Annotated in this window: 19 protein-coding genes; 11 read left to right on the top strand and 8 right to left on the bottom strand. The window is 66.2% G+C overall.

Annotated features, from left to right (window positions below; translation table 11 throughout):
* Positions 1-126 precede the first annotated feature (126 nt).
* The 5 genes from ASE48_RS14300 to ASE48_RS14320 are packed head-to-tail and all read right to left on the bottom strand — an operon-like array spanning position 127 to position 4,897.
* Positions 127-1,353 (bottom strand): hypothetical protein, encoded by a 1,227-nt coding sequence (locus ASE48_RS14300; protein ID WP_057167778.1) that lies wholly within the window; start codon positions 1,351-1,353, stop codon positions 127-129.
* Positions 1,343-1,786, bottom strand: coding sequence for a carboxymuconolactone decarboxylase family protein (locus ASE48_RS14305; protein WP_057167779.1), 444 nt, complete (start codon positions 1,784-1,786; stop codon positions 1,343-1,345). The genes ASE48_RS14300 and ASE48_RS14305 overlap by 11 nt, the downstream gene beginning before the upstream one ends.
* 2 nt (positions 1,787-1,788) lie before the next feature.
* Entirely contained in the window at positions 1,789-2,643 is an 855-nt protein-coding gene (locus tag ASE48_RS14310) for an NAD(P)-dependent oxidoreductase (protein WP_057167780.1), read from the bottom strand.
* Positions 2,640-3,401, bottom strand: coding sequence for an SDR family oxidoreductase (locus ASE48_RS14315; protein ID WP_057167781.1), 762 nt, complete (start codon positions 3,399-3,401; stop codon positions 2,640-2,642). Before ASE48_RS14315 ends, ASE48_RS14310 begins: the two co-directional genes overlap by 4 nt.
* Positions 3,402-3,427: 26 nt before the next feature.
* Positions 3,428-4,897 (bottom strand): aldehyde dehydrogenase, encoded by a 1,470-nt coding sequence (locus ASE48_RS14320; protein ID WP_057167782.1) that lies wholly within the window; start codon positions 4,895-4,897, stop codon positions 3,428-3,430.
* 197 nt (positions 4,898-5,094) lie between these two features.
* On the opposite strand from ASE48_RS14320, the gene ASE48_RS14325 reads away from it, so the two are divergent.
* The 9 genes from ASE48_RS14325 (at position 5,095) to ASE48_RS14365 (ending at position 12,384) form a co-directional block, all read left to right on the top strand.
* Positions 5,095-5,706 (top strand): TetR/AcrR family transcriptional regulator, encoded by a 612-nt coding sequence (locus tag ASE48_RS14325; RefSeq protein ID WP_057167783.1) that lies wholly within the window; start codon positions 5,095-5,097, stop codon positions 5,704-5,706.
* The gene (locus ASE48_RS14330; RefSeq protein ID WP_057167784.1) at positions 5,703-6,905 is read left to right on the top strand and encodes a cytochrome P450; all 1,203 of its coding nucleotides are present in this window, start codon (positions 5,703-5,705) and stop codon (positions 6,903-6,905) included. The genes ASE48_RS14325 and ASE48_RS14330 overlap by 4 nt, the downstream gene beginning before the upstream one ends.
* A gap of 12 nt (positions 6,906-6,917) precedes the next feature.
* Positions 6,918-7,745, top strand: a complete 828-nt coding sequence (locus ASE48_RS14335) for an SDR family oxidoreductase (protein ID WP_057167785.1) — start codon at positions 6,918-6,920, stop codon at positions 7,743-7,745.
* Positions 7,742-9,103, top strand: coding sequence for a cytochrome P450 (locus ASE48_RS14340; protein ID WP_057167786.1), 1,362 nt, complete (start codon positions 7,742-7,744; stop codon positions 9,101-9,103). Before ASE48_RS14335 ends, ASE48_RS14340 begins: the two co-directional genes overlap by 4 nt.
* A gap of 1 nt (position 9,104) precedes the next feature.
* Positions 9,105-9,311, top strand: coding sequence for a ferredoxin (locus ASE48_RS14345; RefSeq protein ID WP_057167787.1), 207 nt, complete (start codon positions 9,105-9,107; stop codon positions 9,309-9,311).
* A gap of 12 nt (positions 9,312-9,323) precedes the next feature.
* Positions 9,324-9,863: a nuclear transport factor 2 family protein gene (locus ASE48_RS14350; protein WP_057167788.1), complete on the top strand. Its 540-nt coding sequence runs from the start codon at positions 9,324-9,326 to the stop codon at positions 9,861-9,863.
* Between the two features lie 96 nt (positions 9,864-9,959).
* Entirely contained in the window at positions 9,960-11,093 is a 1,134-nt protein-coding gene (locus ASE48_RS14355) for an NDMA-dependent alcohol dehydrogenase (protein ID WP_057167789.1), read from the top strand.
* Between the two features lie 18 nt (positions 11,094-11,111).
* On the top strand, positions 11,112-11,531 hold the full coding sequence (locus ASE48_RS14360; protein WP_057167852.1) for a nuclear transport factor 2 family protein: 420 nt from the start codon (positions 11,112-11,114) through the stop codon (positions 11,529-11,531).
* Between the two features lie 4 nt (positions 11,532-11,535).
* Complete coding sequence (locus ASE48_RS14365) at positions 11,536-12,384, top strand: SDR family NAD(P)-dependent oxidoreductase (protein WP_057167790.1); 849 nt, start codon at positions 11,536-11,538, stop codon at positions 12,382-12,384.
* Positions 12,385-12,390: 6 nt separating this feature from the next.
* Here the strand turns inward: ASE48_RS14365 and ASE48_RS14370 are convergent, their stop codons facing one another.
* Positions 12,391-13,347, bottom strand: coding sequence for an acyl-ACP desaturase (locus ASE48_RS14370; RefSeq protein WP_442928723.1), 957 nt, complete (start codon positions 13,345-13,347; stop codon positions 12,391-12,393).
* A 180-nt stretch (positions 13,348-13,527) separates the two neighbouring features.
* Here ASE48_RS14370 and ASE48_RS14375 point away from each other — a divergent pair, with 180 nt between their 5' ends.
* Positions 13,528-13,932 carry an HIT family protein gene (locus tag ASE48_RS14375; protein WP_057167854.1) on the top strand — a complete coding sequence of 135 codons (405 nt, stop codon included), beginning with the start codon at positions 13,528-13,530 and terminating at the stop codon, positions 13,930-13,932.
* On the opposite strand, the gene ASE48_RS14380 is transcribed toward ASE48_RS14375, so the two are convergent.
* Both ASE48_RS14380 and ASE48_RS14385 read right to left on the bottom strand, forming a co-directional pair.
* Entirely contained in the window at positions 13,920-15,410 is a 1,491-nt protein-coding gene (locus tag ASE48_RS14380) for a sensor histidine kinase (protein ID WP_082614201.1), read from the bottom strand. The genes ASE48_RS14375 and ASE48_RS14380 overlap by 13 nt on opposite strands.
* Positions 15,411-15,419: 9 nt before the next feature.
* Positions 15,420-16,148: a response regulator transcription factor gene (locus ASE48_RS14385; protein ID WP_057167791.1), complete on the bottom strand. Its 729-nt coding sequence runs from the start codon at positions 16,146-16,148 to the stop codon at positions 15,420-15,422.
* Between the two features lie 92 nt (positions 16,149-16,240).
* Between ASE48_RS14385 and ASE48_RS14390 the strand changes: the two genes are divergently transcribed.
* Positions 16,241-17,272 carry a hypothetical protein gene (locus ASE48_RS14390; protein WP_057167792.1) on the top strand — a complete coding sequence of 344 codons (1,032 nt, stop codon included), beginning with the start codon at positions 16,241-16,243 and terminating at the stop codon, positions 17,270-17,272.
* The last annotated feature ends 18 nt before the right edge of the window (positions 17,273-17,290 follow it).

Here is a 17,290-nt window from a genome sequence, read left to right on the forward strand (position 1 = left end):
CACGGACCTACCGCGACCGTGAACCCCATCCGGCATCATCAGTGTGAGCGATGTCTTGAGACATATGTGTACGCGATGTCCCGAGACACCACATCGGAACAGGTCCGACGAAAACTCCACCAATCGCTAGACGACGGTGAGCGGCAACGACTTACGCTCCTCGAACACCCAGGATGCGCCGCCGCTGAACTCGCACACCTCGACCTCGGGCAACTTCTTGGCCGCCGTATCGGTGCTGATGACGCGCACGGTCCAGTCCGAGTCGGTACCCGATACCTCGGCACGCAGGTGCGGGTCGACGGCCTGCACGATGGCCTGCAGCGGGGCGTCCACGACCGGCGAGACCAGCGAGATCCAGGAACCGTCCTCGTAGGCCGGCGAGCGACGCACATGAACGAAGCCCGGGTCGACATCGGCCGACACGTAGGCCGCCGGGTTGAGCAGCGGGTGCAGTTCCAGCACCCGCAGCGCGCCCTGGGCATCGCTGCTCAGCTTGAGCGCCTTGTGGATTCGCTCCGCGGCCACCCCGGCAATGCCGATCAGCTGCTTGGTGCGAATCGAACGGGCCAGTGCCGCATCATCCTTGGCGCGTTTCTCCACAGCGATCGTGAAGGACTTCACCAGCAGGTGCATCTGGATGCACACCTCGTCGGCGATCCGGACCAGTGCCGAGTGGGAGAACGCGCCGAAGTCGACGTCGGCGAGCAGATCGCCCGAATAGTCGGACATGCCTTCGTCGTTCGGGTCGATCGGGTCGAGATCGATCGAGTGGGCGTGGGTGGCGCCGACGATGTCCATCGCCGGGATGAACGGCACCTCCGGGTAGGACTCGTCGATGATGACGGTCCACCGGCAATGCGGGTGTTGATCGGTCGATGCCCTCGGCGGCCGGTGGATGGGCCGGACCTGCGCCTTGCGGTTGGTGGCCAGCGCGGTGGCATCGAAGGTCGGGTCCTCGATGTCGTGGCACATGCCCTTGACGTAGTCCTCGCCCATCGGCTCCACGTCCAGCAGTGCACCGCAGTGATCCAGGTAGAACTCGCCGTGCCAGCGGTCGTGCACGACGTAGCGGAAGTCCATGAACTGTGGCGGCGCACCGATGTCGAGCTGCAGCCCCTTGAAGAGCGTGAAGATGTCGACGCCCTCGTATTTGAGCGCCTTCTGCATCCGCCGGGTGTAGAGCGGGCTGGACGCCGCCCACTCCTCGATCGCGATCTGCAGCATCTCCTCGCGGCCGAACGATGAGATGCACCAGGCCATTCCGGACCGGTCGATCAACTGACCGATCAGCAGTAGTTCGGGAACCAACGTCGCCAGCTCGTCACGGGTGAGCGAGGCATATCTACTCATCATCGAGGGACTTCCCGGAGTGCATCTTCACCGCGGCGTTCACGTTGCTCTTCTTGTCCTCAGCGCCGCCCTTCTCGGCGGCCTTCTTGCGGTTGCGCACCACCTTGCTGACCGCCCCGTCCAGCTTGGAGCCCAGCGGGAAACCCAGGTAATGGGTCAGGAACACCGAGACCTCCTTGAGCTCCTCGGCGGTGATCTCCCCGTTGTGCAGCGCGGCATTGACCTGGATCTCGGCCAGATCCGAGTTGCCCACCGCGGTCACCGCGGCGAGCGTCAGCAGACGCTTGTCCCGCATCGACAGTCCCGGTCGGGTCCAGATCGTGCCGAAGAGATGCTCGACGGTCAGATCGAAGTACGGGTCGCCCTGGATGTCGGGCATCTCCCAGCCGTAGACCTCGTTCATCTTCTGCAGGCCCTGCTTGCGACGATCGGTCATACTCACGACTCCTTCGTGTGCGGTACTCCGAGACCATCGGCCAGGCGCTGCAAGGCCACCTCTGCCAACGGAAGATCCACTCCCACAGCCTCACCCAAGCCGAGCGCCAGCGCCAGGTCCTTCTCGCCGAGACCGCGGGTATGGGTGAACATGTCGAACAACCAATGATCGGGCGCCAGCGGGGACATGTCATCGCGCAGGATGATCGCGCCGGGCCCGCCGCTCTGCGCATCGCTGTGCCGCACCACCCGGCCCAGCTTCTGCAGATCGATACCGGCGGCCTGGGCCAGGAACTGTGCCTCGTTCGCGGCGGCGAAACCGATGAACGTGAGCATGTTGCGGGCCAGCTTCATCCGGGTGCCCGCGCCCGGCTCGCCCGCGCGCACGACCAGTGAGGCCCACTTCTTGAACACCGGCTTGACCGTGTTGTAGGCCTCTTCGTCGGCGCCCACCATGACCGCCAGCTCACCCTTGTCGGCAGCACCGGCTCCCCCGCTGACCGGCGCGTCGACGATGTGAATACCCTTGGGCCGCAGCTGCTCGGCCAGCTCGGGCGCAGTACCCGGCTCGATGGTGGAGTGGATGGCGATGACGGTGCCCGCCGCGGCGTGTTCGCCGAGCTGGGTCACCACATCGCGCACCTGCGCGTCGTTGAGCACGGTCACGCTGATGACGTCGGCCTTGGCGACATCGGCGATACTGTCGGCCAGCGAGGCGCCCAGTTCCACCAGCGGCGTCATCGCCTCGGTGCGGACGTCGAAGACGATCAGCCCGCCCGGCCAGTCGGCCAGCCGCTTGGCCATCGGGGCACCCTGGTTGCCCAGACCGATATAGCCGAGCTTCACGTCATCGCTCATGACCGGATGATCTGTCCGCCGTCGACGTTGTAGATCTGCCCGGTGATCCACTTCGCCTGGTCCGACAGCAGGAACAGGCACATACCGACCAGGTCCTCCGGCTGGCCCATCCGGGACAACGGAATTCCCTTCACGATGTCGGCGACCATTTCCTGCGGTGTGGTGGTGCGGTTGGCCTCGGTGTCGATCGGTCCCGGCGCGATGGCATTGATGCGGATGTTCTGCCCGCCGAGCTCACGGGACAGCTGCTGAGTCAGGCCGTTGATGCCGACCTTGGCCAGACCGTAGAAGTTGGCGTACATCCAGGCCGCCGTGGAGGACTGGTTGATGATCGCGCCACCACCGCGCTTGGCCATCTTCTTGTAGACCGCACGCGTGCACCACAGTGCGCCGTCGAGGTTCACGCTCATGAACTTGCGGTAGTACTCCGGATCGACGGTGACCAGGAAGTCCAGCTTCATACCTCCGAAGATGGCCGCGTTGTTCACCAGGTAGTCGATGCCACCGAACTCCGAAAGCGTCTGTGCCGCCATCTCCCTGGCCGATTCGGGGTCGGATACGTCGACCCGAACGGCGAGCGCATTGCCACCCTCGCCCTTGATACCGTCGGCGACCTTCTGGGCGCCCTCGAGGTTGATATCGGCCACCACGACGGCCGCACCCTCACGTGCCAGCGCCTCGGCGTAGACCTGACCGATACCGCCGCCGGCTCCGGTGATGATGCCGACCTTGTCCTTGAATTCCGGGTACTGCGCCATGATGTCCTCTCCGCCTGTGTATGTGTCTAGGTCGCGATGGTCGCGATGAGTTTGGTTTCCAGGTATTCCTCGAAGCCGGCCACACCCATTTCGCGGCCGACCCCGGATTGCTTGTAGCCACCGAAGGGCGCGTCCGCCGAGTACCAGATGCCGCCGTTGACGTTGACGGTGCCGACCCGCAGCCGCGACGCCACCGCCTGGGCGCGTTCGTCGTCGCCGCCGAACACCGTGCCCGACAGTCCGTACGGGGAATCATTGGCGATGCGTACCGCGTCGTCGTCGCCGTCGTGGGCGATCACCGTCAGCACCGGGCCGAAGATCTCCTCGCGCGATACCTTCGCCGAATTGTCCAGTCCGGCAATGACGGTCGGTTCGATGAAGAAGCCGGTGTCCAGGTCGGCCGGGCGCCCGCCGCCGCAGGCGAAGCGGCCGCCCTCGGCGATCGCGGAGTCCAGATAGCCCTGGATACGGTCACGCTGGCGCGCCGAGATCACCGGGCCACACACGGTGCGCTTGCTGTTGGGGTCACCCGGCTTGATTCCGCCGAGCGTGGCCGCGGCGGCCTCGACGGCCGCGTCGTACTTGGCCCGCGGGACGACCAGGCGGGTGGTGATCGCGCAGCCCTGCCCAGCATGCATGGCGACGGTGAAGGCCGCCATGGCGCAGGCGCCGCCCAGGTCGGCGTCATCGAGCACGATGAAGGCGGACTTGCCGCCCAGTTCCAGGAAGACCTTCTTGATGGTCACCGCCGAGTCGGTCATCACGGCCCGGCCGGTGTTGGTCGATCCGGTGAACGAGACCATGTCCACCCGGGGGTCCTTGGACAGCAGCGCACCGACGCCGTGGTCATCGGAGGTGACGATGTTGATGACGCCGGCGGGGAAATCGGTGTGCTCGGCGATGATCTCGCCGAGTACGGCGGCCACCCACGGGGTGTCCGGGGCGGGCTTGAGGATCAGCGTGTTGCCTGCGGCCAGCGCCGGGCCGACCTTGGCCAGGTTGATCTGGTGCGGGAAGTTCCACGGGGTGATGGCGCCGACGACGCCGACGGCTTCCCGCGCGACGACGCGGTTGGTCGGAATACCCTGCGGTGTCGCGTATCCCAGATCCGACCGCCATGGGTAGTTCTCGGCGGTGTCGGCGGAGAACGCCAGATCGTCGATCGGGCCCTCCAGCTGCGCACCGGAGGTCAGCATGCGTGGAGCACCCACCTCGCTGATCGTCAGCTCCCGTAGATCCTCCAGGTTCGCCTGCAGCGCTTCGCGAAGCTGGCGCAGGCAGCGCACCCGCAGTTCGGTGTTGGTGGACCAATCGGTCTCGTCGAAGGCGGAGCGGGCGGCGCCGATGGCCGCGCCCATGTCTGCCTCGTCGGCGTTGGCCGCGACACCCAGGACCTCTTCGGTGGCGGGGTTGACCGTCTCGAAGGTCCCCCCGCTTCCGGCGACGAGCTTGCCGTCTATGAACAACCGGCTCTCGCGATCCGCCAGAATCGACATCCCACTCCTAGGTTTTGGTGACCCATATTCTCTGGACAAGTGTCCGACAACAATCCACCGCACCATAACCTCACCCGCGCGGCGGTGGCAAGGCCGGCCCTCACCCGCACGCGCTCCGCTGCCGGATCGATGCTGCTGTACTGGGAATTTCGGGCGATCGCTTGCCCATCGGCGACCCTTTCCGATAACTTGGACATGTGTCCAGCGATTCGGTGGTTGCCGTCACAGCCAAGACAGACGGCGAGCCAGTGGAAACGCCGCGCAACCGGCGGCAGGAAGAAACCTTCCGCAAGGTGCTCGCGGCGGGCGTCGAGATGCTGCGCGAATCGTCCTACGCCGATCTCACGGTCCGCGCCGTCGCGGCCCGCGCCAAGGTCGCGCCGGCCACCGCCTACACGTACTTCTCGTCCAAGAATCATCTGATCGCCGAGGTCTACCTCGACCTGGTCAAGCAGGTGCCCTATTTCACCGATGTCAACGACTCGATGACCACGCGCGTCGACAAGGCGGTACGCGCCCTGACCATGGTCGTCGCCGATGAACCCGAGGTCGCCGCCGCTTGCACCACCGCCCTGCTGGGCGGAGGCAGCGACCCCGCCGTGCGCACCGTCCGTGACCGTATCGGCGCCGAGATCCACAAGCGCATCCGTTCGGCGGTCGGCCCCGATGCCGATCCGCGCATCGTCTCAGCCCTGGAGATGACGTTTTTCGGAGCGCTTGTCAACGCCGGTAGCGGCGCGTTCACCTACCACCAGATAGCCGACCGGCTCACGTATTCGGTCAGCCTCATGCTCGGAGAGAACCGTTGAGCCTCGAAACAGCCCCACCGATACTCGATCCCTACGATTACGACTTCCACGAAGACCCGTACCCGTACTACAAGCGACTGCGCGACGAGGCCCCGCTCTATCACAACGAGCAGCGCAACTTCTGGGCGCTGTCGCGGCACAAGGACGTGGTGGCCGGCTTCCGGAACAGCGTCACCTTGTCCAACAAGCATGGCGTGGCGCTTGATCCGATCTCCCGCAATGACGAGGCCCACCGGGTGATGTCGTTCCTGGCCCTCGACGATCCCGGCCATCTGCGGCTGCGCACGCTGGTCTCCAAGGGCTTCACCCCGCGGCGCATCCGCGAGCTCGAAGGCCGGGTCACCGAGATCGCGCACCAGCACCTGGATGCGGCACTGCAGAGCCCCTCCTTCGATTACGTCGACGAGTTCGCGGGCAAGCTCCCGATGGATGTCATCTCCGAACTGATGGGGGTGCCCGACGAGGACCGGGTCCGGATCCGGGCGCTGGCCGACGGCGTGATGCACCGCGAGGACGGCGTCGCCGATGTGCCCACCTCGGCCATCGAGGCCTCCGGTGAACTGCTGGTCTACTACGCCGATATGGTCAAGCAGCGCCGCAAGAACGTCTCCGACGATCTGACCTCGGCACTGGTGGAAGCCGAGATCGACGGGGACAAGCTCACCGACGACGAGATCATGGCGTTCCTGTTCCTGATGGTGGTCGCGGGCAATGAGACCACCACCAAACTCCTTGCCAATGCCGCCTTCTGGGGCTACAAGAATCCCGACCAGCTGGCCCCGGTGTTCGACAACCACGACCTGGTCACCCCGTGGGTCGAAGAGACGCTGCGCTATGACGCCTCCAGCCAGATCCTGGCCCGCGCGGTCGTCGAAGACCTCACCTTCTATGACACCGTGGTCCCCAAAGACGATGTTCTGGTCCTGCTGATCGGCTCGGCGAACCGCGACGAGCGCGTCTTCGAGAACCCCGACGAATACCGCATCGACCGCGAAATCGGTCCGAAGCTGGTGAGTTTCGGCAGTGGCGCCCACTTCTGCCTCGGTGCGCATCTCGCGCGCATGGAGGCCCGGGTCGCACTGACCGAGTTGTTCAAGCGAATCCGCGGATATGAGGTCGATGAGGCCAACGCCGTCCGCGTCCACTCCAGCAGCGTCCGCGGATTCGCCCATCTCCCGATCACCGTCCAGCTCCGCTGAAAGGCCCGCTGCATGCCTCGTTTTGAACCCCTACCCGACCGTCGTCCCGCCCTGGTCGCCGGCGCCTCCTCCGGTATCGGCGAGGCGACCGCGATCAGGCTCGCCCGCAACGGTTTCCCGGTGGCGCTCGGTGCCCGCCGGGTGGAGAAGCTCGATGAGATCGTCGGCCAGATCCGCGCCGACGGCGGCGAAGCGATCGCCGTGCACCTCGATGTCACCGATCCGGATTCGGTGAAGGCCGCCGTCGAGCAGACCACCTCCGAACTCGGCGATATCGAGGTCCTGGTGGCCGGCGCCGGCGACACCTACTTCGGCAAGCTGGACTCGATCAGCACCGAGCAGTTCGATTCACAGATCCAGATCCATCTGGTCGGCGCCAACCGGGTGGCCTCCGCGGTGTTGCCCGGGATGATCGAGCGCCGCCGCGGTGACCTGATCTTCGTGGGATCCGATGTCTCGCTGCGCCAGCGGCCACACATGGGCGCCTACGGTGCGGCCAAGGCCGCCCTGGTCGCGATGGTCAACAACTATCAGATGGAACTGGAAGGCACCGGCGTGCGCGCGTCGATCGTGCATCCCGGCCCCACCAAGACCTCCATGGGCTGGAGCCTGCCCGCCGAGCTGATCGGCCCCGCGCTCGAGGACTGGGCCAAGTGGGGCCAGGCGCGCCACGACTACTTCCTGCGCGCGGACGACCTCGCTCGTGCCATCGCGTTCGTCGCCGAGACGCCCCGCGGCGGCTTCATCGCGAACATGGAGCTCCAGCCCGAGGCTCCGCTGGCCGACGTCACCGACCGCCAGAAGCTCGCCCTCGGCGAAGAAGGGATGCCTGCGACATGAGCGACCTCAGAGAGGTGGAACGCGTTTCGGGTGGCGAGGCCGAGGAGCACGGCCACCTGGAAGAGTTCCGCACCGACCCCATCGGACTGATGTGGCGCATCCGCAACGAATGCGGGGACGCCGGCTGGTTCCAGCTGGCCGACAAGCAGGTGGTGCTGCTGTCCGGCGCCGAGGCCAACGAGTTCTTCTTCCGCTCCAATGACAGTGAACTCAACCAGGCCGAGGCCTACCCCTTCATGACCCCGATCTTCGGCGAGGGTGTCGTGTTCGACGCCGATCCCGAACGCCGGGCCGAGATGCTGCACAACACCGCGCTGCGCGGCGAGCAGATGAAGGGCCACGCCGCGACCATCGAGAACGAGGTCAAGAAGATCATCGCCGACTGGGGCGACGAAGGCGAGATCGAGCTGCTGGACTTCTTCTCGGAACTGACGATCTACACCTCGACCGCCTGCCTCATCGGACTGAAGTTCCGCGAGCAGCTCGACAGTCGCTTCGCCCAGTACTACCACCAGCTGGAGCGTGGGACCGACCCGCTCTGCTACGTCGACCCGTACCTGGACATCGAGAGCTTCCGCATTCGCGACGAGTCGCGGGTCAAACTGGTTGCGCTGGTGCAGGAGATCATGAACGGGCGGATCGCCAACCCGCCCACGGACAAGAGCGATCGCGACCTGCTCGACGTGCTGGTCTCCATCAAGGACGAAGAGGGCAATCCGCGCTTCACCGCCAACGAGGTCACCGGCATGTTCATCTCGCTGATGTTCGCCGGCCACCACACCAGTTCGGGCACCTCGTCGTGGACGCTGATCGAACTGCTGCGCCACCCCGACTTCTACGCGCAGGTCCAGACCGAACTCGACGAGCTCTACGCCGACGGCCAGGAGGTGAGTTTCCATGCGCTGCGCCAGATCCCCAAGATCGACAACGCACTCAAGGAGACCCTGCGCCTGCATCCGCCGCTGATCATCCTGATGCGGGTCGCCCAGGACGAATTCGAAGTGGCCGGCCATCCGATCCGCAAGGGCCAGATGGTGGCCGCCTCCCCGGCGATTTCCAACCGGATCCCCGAGGACTTCCCGGATCCGGATGCCTTCGACCCGAGCCGGTATGAGAAGCCGCGCCAGGAAGATCTGATCAACCGGTGGACCTGGATCCCGTTCGGCGCGGGTAAGCACCGCTGCGTGGGCGCCGCGTTCGCGCAGATGCAGATCAAGGCGATCTTCTCGGTGCTGCTGCGCGAGTATGAGTTCGAGCTGTCGCAGCCGCCGGAGAGCTACCAGAACGACCACTCGAAGATGGTGGTGCAGTTGGCGCAGCCGGCCAAGGTGCGCTACCGCAAGCGCGTCAAGGCCTGAGATGGGCTGCTACCGGATAGAACTCGACGAGGACCTGTGTCAGGGCCACGCCATGTGCGAGCTGGAGGCACCAGACGTGTTCAAGGTGCCCAAACGCGGTGTCGTCGAGATCCTCGACCCCGAACCCCCTGACGAGCTCCGCGATGCCGTGGAGCTGGCTGTCGACATGTGTCCCACCCGAGCCCTGACCCTGATTGAAAAAGACTAGGAGAGAATGACAATGGCGTCACGCGAACAACTCGAAGACTGGGTCCAGCGCTGGCTCAAGGCCAACCAGGACGCCGAAGCAGCCGGCGACTGGAAGCCGATGGCGGAGTTCTACACCGAGGACGCCACCTACGGCTGGAACATCGGCCCCAAAGAGGACGTCATGTGCGTCAACCGCGACGAGATCCGCGACGTCGCACTGGGCCTGGAGATGGAAGGCCTGGAGAACTGGGTCTACGAGTACCAGAAGACGCTCATCGACGAGAAGCAGAACGAGATCGTCGGATTCTGGAAGCAGATCGCCAACAAGACCGACGGCACCCGTGACGAGATCTACGGCATCGGCGGCAGCTGGTTCCGGCTGAACGACGAGCTGCTCATCGAATGGCAGCGCGATTTCTTCGACTTCGGGCACGTCCAGAAGGCATTCCTGAAGCTCATCGAATCCGGTGACCTCACCCCCACCATGCAGAAGCGCATCGAACGTTCGCTGGCCGGCGAGAAGCTGCCCGGCTACTACCCGCTGGGTCAGGCGCCCGTCCCGATCTGGTGAAAACCCGGCCAAGCAGTTGATTGGGGGTGGCTGTGACGCACGTAACTAATGGCTCTAGTCTGGGGGCATCGAAGCTCTAGTGGAAGGCACATGCGGATGAAGACCAAAGGCGCTCTCATCAGGGAGTTCAACCAGCCCTGGGCGATCGAGGAGATCGAGATCGGTGACCCCCGCAAGGACGAGGTCAAGATCCAGATGGAAGCCTCGGGCATGTGCCACTCGGATCACCACCTGGTGACCGGTGGCATCCCGATGGCCGGCTTCCCGGTGCTCGGCGGTCACGAGGGCGCGGGCGTCGTCACCGAGGTCGGCCCCGGCGTCGAGCACATCGCCCCGGGCGATCACGTGGTGCTGTCGTTCATCCCGTCCTGTGGTGAATGTCCGTCGTGTCAGGCCGGCATGCGCAACCTGTGCGATCTCGGTGCCGGACTCCTCGGTGGCGCGTCGGTCTCCGACGGTTCCTTCCGGGTGCAGACCGTCGCCGACGGCGCGGATGTCTACCCGATGACCCTGCTGGGCACCTTCAGCCCGTACATGGTGGTGCACAAGAGCTCGGTCGTGAAGATCGATCCGTCCATCCCGTTCGAGGTCGCCTGCCTGGTGGGTTGCGGTGTCACGACCGGCTACGGCTCGGCGGTCCGCAATGCCGACATCCGCCCCGGTGAGGATGTCGCCATCGTCGGCGTCGGCGGTGTGGGCATGTCCGCGCTGCAGGGCGCGGTCATCGCCGGTGCACGGCACGTCTTCGCGATCGACCCGGTGGAGTGGAAGCGCGATCAGGCGCTGAAATTCGGTGCTACCCACGTCTACCCGGACATCTTTGCCGCAATGGGCGGGATCGCCGAGACCACCCACGGCGGGATGGCCAAGAAGGTCGTCGTCACCGTCGGCGAGCTGCACGGCGAAGATATCGACAACTACCTGGCCATCACCTCCAAGGGCGGCACCTGCGTGCTGACCGCCATGGGCGGGCTGATGGACAACCAGGTGACGCTGAACCTGGCCATGCTGACCCTGCTGCAGAAGAACCTGCAGGGCACCATCTTCGGCGGCGGTAATCCGCATCACGACATCCCGCTGCTGCTGTCGATGTACAAGGCCGGCCGCCTCAACCTCGACGACATGGTCACCCGCCAGTACAAGCTCGAACAGATCAATGACGGCTACAAGGACATGCTGGAGGGTCGCAACATCCGCGGCGTGATCCGCTACACCGACGCGGATCGGTAGAACGCGGTGACCGAGACGATGGAAATGTCTCCCGTTGTCGCAGCGTCACAAAACTCGTGGCGCTGCGTGCAGTCCGGTGACCGGGAGGGATGGCTGGCGCTGATGTCGGAGGACATCGTCGTCGAGGACCCGATCGGTGAGGCCGTCACCAACCCGGACGGCACCGGGGTGCGGGGTAAGGAAGCGCTGGCCGCGTTCTACGACGCGAACATCGGTCCCAACACCCTGACGATCACCTGCGAGGAGACGTTCCCGTCGAGCTCGCCGACCGAGATCGCCTACATCCTGGTGTTGCGCACCGAGTTTCCGAACGGCTTCACCGCCACCGTGCGCGGCGTGTTCACCTATCGGGTCGATGACGCCGGTCTGATCACGAACCTGCGCGGGTACTGGAACATGGATGCCATGACGTTCGCCGAGGGAGAGAAAGCCGATTAGTGGATTGCTCGCCGGCCGCGCCGCGGTCGTGGTCGGCGGCACCCGCGGTATCGGACTCGCGGTCGCCGAACTGCTCGCCGCCCAGGGCGCGCGGGTGGTTGTCAACGGTCGCGACCCGGACGCGGTGCACGAAGCCGCCCAGCGTGTTTCGGGTATCGGTCACGCCGGCTCCCCGGCCGATCCACAGGTCGCCGACGCACTGGTGGATGCCTGTGTCACCGAGTTCGGCAGCATCGACATCCTGATCAACTGTGCGGGCACCGCAGAACCGTCCGGCTCCTCGATCCTGACGGTGAGCAGTGCCGATTTCCGCGAACTGCTCGACGCCCATCTGGTCACCGCGTTCGAGGTCGCCAGGGCGGCCGCCCCGCACATGGTGGCGCAGCGGTCCGGGACGATCGTCAACACCAGCTCGTTCGCGTTCCTCGGCGATTACGGCGGCACCGGTTACCCGGCGGGCAAGGGCGGCGTAAACGGCCTCACCCTGGCCATCGCGGCCGAACTCAAGGCCCACAATGTGCGAGCCAATGTGGTCTGCCCCGGCGCGAAGACCCGGCTGTCGACCGGTGCCGACTACGAACAGCACGTCACTGAGCTCAACCGCCGCGGGCTGCTCGACGACGTGAGCCTGCAGGGCGCCCTGGACGCCGGCCCGCCCGAGTACGTCGCCCCCACCTACGCCTATCTGGCCAGCGATCTGGCCATGGACGTCACCGGTCGGATCTTCATCGCCGCGGGCGGTTTCGTCGGTGAGTTCACCCGCCCCGCACCGGGTTTCATCGGCTACCGGGACCACCACGACACCGCGCCGTACACCGTCGAAGAGGTGCACGGCCTGATCGGCAAGCGGTAGACCAGCTCAGCTGGCCCGCAGCTCGCGCCTGGCCGCTTCACGGGCGAGCAGCCGATCGCGCTGCTCCTCGAACCGCACGACATTGACGGCCAGGCCCTCCAGGAACGTCGCCAGCTGCTCGCGGCGGGCCTCGCCCGTGGCGCTCAAGTCCGTCCGATCGAAGATCCGCCACTTGCGCAGCACCGGCATCACCACTTCGTCCATGTGCTGGCGCAGGTCATAGATACCGTGCTTGGCCATCATCACCCCGTTGCGCCGGAAGTCGGGCATGCCCTGCCCGGGCATCCGGAAGTTCTCCACCACCGAGGCGATCGCCTCCAGCGCCTGATCCGGCGAAAGATCAAGGGCCGCATCACAGATATTGCGGTAGAAGACCATGTGCAGGTTCTCGTCGGCGGCGATCCGGCCCAGTAGCCGGTCGGCGATGGGGTCGTCGCAGACCTTTCCGGTGTTGCGGTGGCTCACCCGGGTGGCCAGCTCCTGGAACGTCACATAGGAGACCGACATCAGGAAATCCGAATCGTGCTTGGCCAGTTCCTCTTTGGTGGCCGCGAACCCGTTGGTCACATGCTCCATCCGGGCCCGCTCCAGCGCACCCAGGTCGACGGCGCGGGTGACGACGAGATAATCACGCAGGGCGATACCGTGCCGGTTCTCTTCGGCGGTCCAGCGATTCACCCAGGCGCCCCAGGGACCATCCTGGGAGAAGCTGCCCGATGCCTGGCGGTGGTAGGACGGCAGGTTGTCCTCGGTGAGCAGGTTGGTGATCATCGCCGCGCGCGCCACCTCGCCCAGCGACGACTGCTCGGGATGCCAGTCCGCGCCGCCGGTGGCCGCGAAATTGCGGCCCTCCTGCCACGGCACATAGTCGTGCGGATACCAGTCCTTGGTGGTGTCCAGATGCCGGTTCAGGTTGTCCGCGGCAATCGGCTCGAGCTCGTGCAACAGCACGGCATCTGTCATCGGCTTCTGCATGAGCCAGAACATCCCGTCGGTATCGTCCAGGTCGCCCGTGAGGGCTACGGATTCCCGAGTTGTGGCTCCGGCACGTCGGTTTCTGCGGAGTGCGCCTAGGTGGCGGTCAAGATCAGCATAAATGGCGCGGCCGTGAATTGGCTGAGCGACCCGCCTATGCTCGACCACATGGCGACCGTATTCACCATGATCATCAACGGCGATATCCCGGGGCGATTCGTCTACGAGGACGACGAAATCGTCGCGTTCCTGACCATCGAACCGATGACGCAGGGCCACACGCTGGTGGTACCGCGCGAAGAGGTGGACAACTGGCAGGACCTCGACCCCGCCCTGTTCGGCCGGGTGATGGCCGTATCGCAGCGCATCGGCAAGGCGGTGTGCAAGGCGTTCGACACCGAACGGTCCGGTGTGATCATCGCCGGCCTGGAGGTCCCGCACCTGCACGTGCACGTGTTCCCGGCGCGCAACCTCAGCGATTTCGGTTTTGCTTCCGTCGATCGCAATCCGTCACCGGAGTCCCTGGACGAGGCGCAGGCCAAGATCAAGGCCGCGCTGGCTCAGCTGGGCTGAGCCGCGACGTCGACGATCCTGGGCAAGCTGACCCGGAACCGGCAGCCGTGCCCGGGTGCGGTGTCCACCGATACCGCACCGCCGTGCGCCTCGACCAGCGAGTCGACGATCGACAGGCCCAGCCCGAATCCTCCACTGGAACGGGTCCGTGACGAGTCCGCGCGGTAGAAGCGCTCGAAAACCCGTTGAGCATCTTCGGCATTCATACCGGGACCCTCATCGCAGACTTCCAGCACCGCGTCGTCCTCGTCGGTACCCACCCGGACCGTGATCCCCGCCGACGGCGGAGTGTGCTGCACGGCATTGGACATCAGATTGCTGAACACCTGCCGCAGACGCGCCTCGTCGCCGAGCACCTCGGGGGTGCCCGGGCCGTCGAACACCTCCATCCGGATCTTGCGCTCCGGCGCGACCGTCTGCGCGTCGTGCACCGCATCGCTGGCCAGCGCCAGCAGATCGACCCGGCGCTGATCCAGCGGGCGCTGCTCGTCGAGGCGGGCCAGCAGCAGCAGGTCCTCCACGAGCAGGCCCATCCGGCCGGCCTCGCTCTCGATGCGGCCCATCAGCATCTCGGTATCGCGGGCCGCACCCTGGCGGTACAGCTCGGCGTAGCCGCGGATGGTGGTCAGCGGGGTCCGCAGATCGTGGCTGGCGTCACCGACGAACCGCCGCATCCGCTCCTCAGATTGGCGCGCCATCTCCGCGGACTGCGCCGAGGACGCCATCGCGCGCTGGATCTGCGCCAGCATGCCGTTCAACGCCAGGGACAGCCGGCCCACCTCGGTACGCGGATCACGTTGCGGCACACGACGATCCAACTCGCCGGCGGCGATCGCGGCGGCGGTCTGCTCCACCTCCGCCAGCGGGCGCAGGCTGCGGCGCACCACCGCGTAACCGACCACCCCGAGCACCAACAGCACGGCGGCTCCGATGGCGAACTGCGACCAGATCAGGGCGCGCATGGTGGATTCGACCTCGGTGAGGTCGATCGCGACGGTGGTCAGTGTCCCGTTCGATCCACCGACCGTGACGGCCCGCCACTCGATCCCGGAGGCGTCATCGGAGCCGACGGTCACCGGATTCGGGCCGACATCGTTGTTCGCCGGCAGTGCCGGATCGGTGGCGCCACTCTTGACGGCCAGCCGCACGCTGCCGTCGGCGTCGGTGCCGCGCACGTAGAAGGTCGACGGCGGATAGGCCGGGCTGGGGTCGGGGGCGATGGTGAGCGCGTTCATCGGCGCCCGCGCCCAGCCGCCGGATGCCTCCAGCAGGGTCTGGTCGATCCGCTGGATCTCGGTGTGCCGCATCAAAGAGGTGACCGCCACCCCCGACGCGAGCAGGCCCAGGCCGACCAGGACCAGAGTGACCGCGACCAGACCGACCCGCAGCGGAACTCCGCCTGCGAGTTTTCCCTCGTCGCTTCGCTCGCTCGGACGCGTTTCCTCGTCGCTCCGCTCGTGCGCGTGCCCCTTGGTCATCCCCCGCGACTAGCGCGGTTCGCGCAGGACGTAGCCCACGCCTCGCAGCGTGTGCAGCAATCGTTTGTCGCCGGTGTCGATCTTGCGGCGCAGATAGGAGACGTAGGACTCCACGACGTTGACGTCACCGCCGAAGTCGTAGCGCCACACGTGGTCGAGGATCTTCGGTTTGCTGAGCACGGTGCCCGCGTTGATGACGAAATAGCGCAACAGGGTGAACTCGGTGGGCGACAGCGACACCGGCTCGCCGGCCTTCCACACCTCGTGGGTCTCCTCGTCGAGTTCGATGTCGGCGAAGGACAGCCGGGCGTTGCGGGGCTCCTCGACGCCGCGGCCGACGCGCCGCAGGATGACGCGCAACCGCGCCACCACCTCTTCCAGGCTGAACGGCTTGGTGACGTAGTCGTCGCCGCCGAGGGTCAGGCCGGTGATCTTGTCCTGCAGGTTGTCGCGGGCGGTGAGGAACAACGCGGGGGCGTCGATACCGTCGGCGCGCATCCGGCGCAGCACGCCGAAGCCGTCCATGCCGGGCATCATCACGTCCAGGATCACCGCGTCAGGGCGGACTTCACGGGCCTTGTCCAGCGCATCGGTGCCGCTGGAGGCGGTGTGCACCTCGAAACCCTGGAATTTCAGGCTCACCGAGAGCAGCTCGACGATATTGGTCTCGTCGTCGACGACGAGCACCCGCGCCTCGGGGATGCTGTCCGCTGATTCCGAAATCGCCGCCATTGCCATCCCTATACAGTCCTCCCTTTGCATGAAGCGAAGCTGCGTAGTAGTTGTGAACTTGCTGAGAATGCGGTTCCGCGTCGCCCTAGACTGACGGCATGAACCTGGCCAATTCGATCGTGCAGGTTGCTACGGCCCCGGTGCGGGTCGGGCTCGCCGTCGCCGATCTGGGTCTCAACATCGCAGGTGGCACCCTCAAGGTGGTCCAGCGGTCGCTTTCGGAGACCAACCCGTCCGGCGGCACCTCCTCCTTTGCCGCAATGCTGGGCATCGACGACGCCGTCGACCGGGCGAACCGGCTGGCCCGGCTGATGGACGACGATGCCCCGCTGGGCCGCGCACTGGCCCCGGAAGGCCCACTCAACCAGCTGCTCCGCCCGGGCGGCCTCGTCGATCAGCTCACCGCTCCCGGCGGACTGCTGGACCGGCTCAATGCCCAGAGTGGACCGGTCGCGCGGGCACTGGCCCCGGACGGCCTGATCGATCAGGTGACCGCCGAGGGCGGGCTGGTGGACCGGCTGACCGTCGAAGGCGGCGTCGTCTCGCGGGTGATCGCGCCGGGCGGGCTGGCCGACCGGCTGCTGTCCGACGAGGGCCTGGTGGAGCGGGCGCTGCGCGAGGACGGTGTCGCCGAACAGCTGCTCTCCGAAAACGGGCCGGTGGGTCGCGCCCTGGCCAAGGGGGGACTCGTCGACCAGATCACCGCCGAGGGCGGCCTGATCGATCGCCTCACCACCGACAGCGGCGCGCTCTCCCGGGTGATCGCGCCCGGCGGACTGGCCGACCAACTGCTCGCCGACGACGGCCTGATCGAGCGGATCCTGCGCGAGAACGGCGTCGCCGACACCCTCCTGTCCGAGGGCGGCCTGCTGGACACCCTGACCGATCCGGACGGCCCGCTGCTCAAGCTGGCCGACGTGGCCGACACCCTGAACCGGTTGGCACCCGGCCTGGAGGCGCTGGCGCCGACCATCGACGCGCTGCACGAGGCCGTCATCACGCTCAGCCAGGTGGTCAACCCGCTGAGCAATATCGCCGGGCGCATCCCGCTGCCGCGTCAGCGCAGCCGGCGCAGCAACAGCGGACCGCGCGCCGTGGTCTCCGAACGGATCATCGACGAGGAACGCTAAGCTGTAGCGCGTTCCACC

This window comes from Mycobacterium sp. Root265 (genome assembly GCF_001428895.1).
In the GTDB taxonomy this organism is placed as follows: domain Bacteria; phylum Actinomycetota; class Actinomycetes; order Mycobacteriales; family Mycobacteriaceae; genus Mycobacterium.

Bases quoted from the DNA above. Each gene is read 5' to 3' on its own strand.
- ASE48_RS14355 (WP_057167789.1), top strand. From the start codon at position 9,960: ATGAAGACCAAAGGCGCTCTCATCAGGGAGTTCAACCAGCCCTGGGCG.
- ASE48_RS14385 (WP_057167791.1), bottom strand. From the start codon at position 16,148: ATGGCAATGGCGGCGATTTCGGAATCAGCGGACAGCATCCCCGAGGCG.
- ASE48_RS14310 (WP_057167780.1), bottom strand. From the start codon at position 2,643: ATGAGCGATGACGTGAAGCTCGGCTATATCGGTCTGGGCAACCAGGGT.
- ASE48_RS14315 (WP_057167781.1), bottom strand. From the start codon at position 3,401: ATGGCGCAGTACCCGGAATTCAAGGACAAGGTCGGCATCATCACCGGA.
- ASE48_RS14300 (WP_057167778.1), bottom strand. From the start codon at position 1,353: ATGATGAGTAGATATGCCTCGCTCACCCGTGACGAGCTGGCGACGTTG.
- ASE48_RS14345 (WP_057167787.1), top strand. From the start codon at position 9,105: ATGGGCTGCTACCGGATAGAACTCGACGAGGACCTGTGTCAGGGCCAC.
- ASE48_RS14375 (WP_057167854.1), top strand. From the start codon at position 13,528: ATGGCGACCGTATTCACCATGATCATCAACGGCGATATCCCGGGGCGA.
- ASE48_RS14360 (WP_057167852.1), top strand. From the start codon at position 11,112: ATGGAAATGTCTCCCGTTGTCGCAGCGTCACAAAACTCGTGGCGCTGC.
- ASE48_RS14320 (WP_057167782.1), bottom strand. From the start codon at position 4,897: ATGTCGATTCTGGCGGATCGCGAGAGCCGGTTGTTCATAGACGGCAAG.
- ASE48_RS14305 (WP_057167779.1), bottom strand. From the start codon at position 1,786: ATGACCGATCGTCGCAAGCAGGGCCTGCAGAAGATGAACGAGGTCTAC.
- ASE48_RS14370 (WP_442928723.1), bottom strand. From the start codon at position 13,347: ATGACAGATGCCGTGCTGTTGCACGAGCTCGAGCCGATTGCCGCGGAC.
- ASE48_RS14380 (WP_082614201.1), bottom strand. From the start codon at position 15,410: ATGACCAAGGGGCACGCGCACGAGCGGAGCGACGAGGAAACGCGTCCG.
- ASE48_RS14390 (WP_057167792.1), top strand. From the start codon at position 16,241: ATGAACCTGGCCAATTCGATCGTGCAGGTTGCTACGGCCCCGGTGCGG.
- ASE48_RS14350 (WP_057167788.1), top strand. From the start codon at position 9,324: ATGGCGTCACGCGAACAACTCGAAGACTGGGTCCAGCGCTGGCTCAAG.
- ASE48_RS14335 (WP_057167785.1), top strand. From the start codon at position 6,918: ATGCCTCGTTTTGAACCCCTACCCGACCGTCGTCCCGCCCTGGTCGCC.
- ASE48_RS14340 (WP_057167786.1), top strand. From the start codon at position 7,742: ATGAGCGACCTCAGAGAGGTGGAACGCGTTTCGGGTGGCGAGGCCGAG.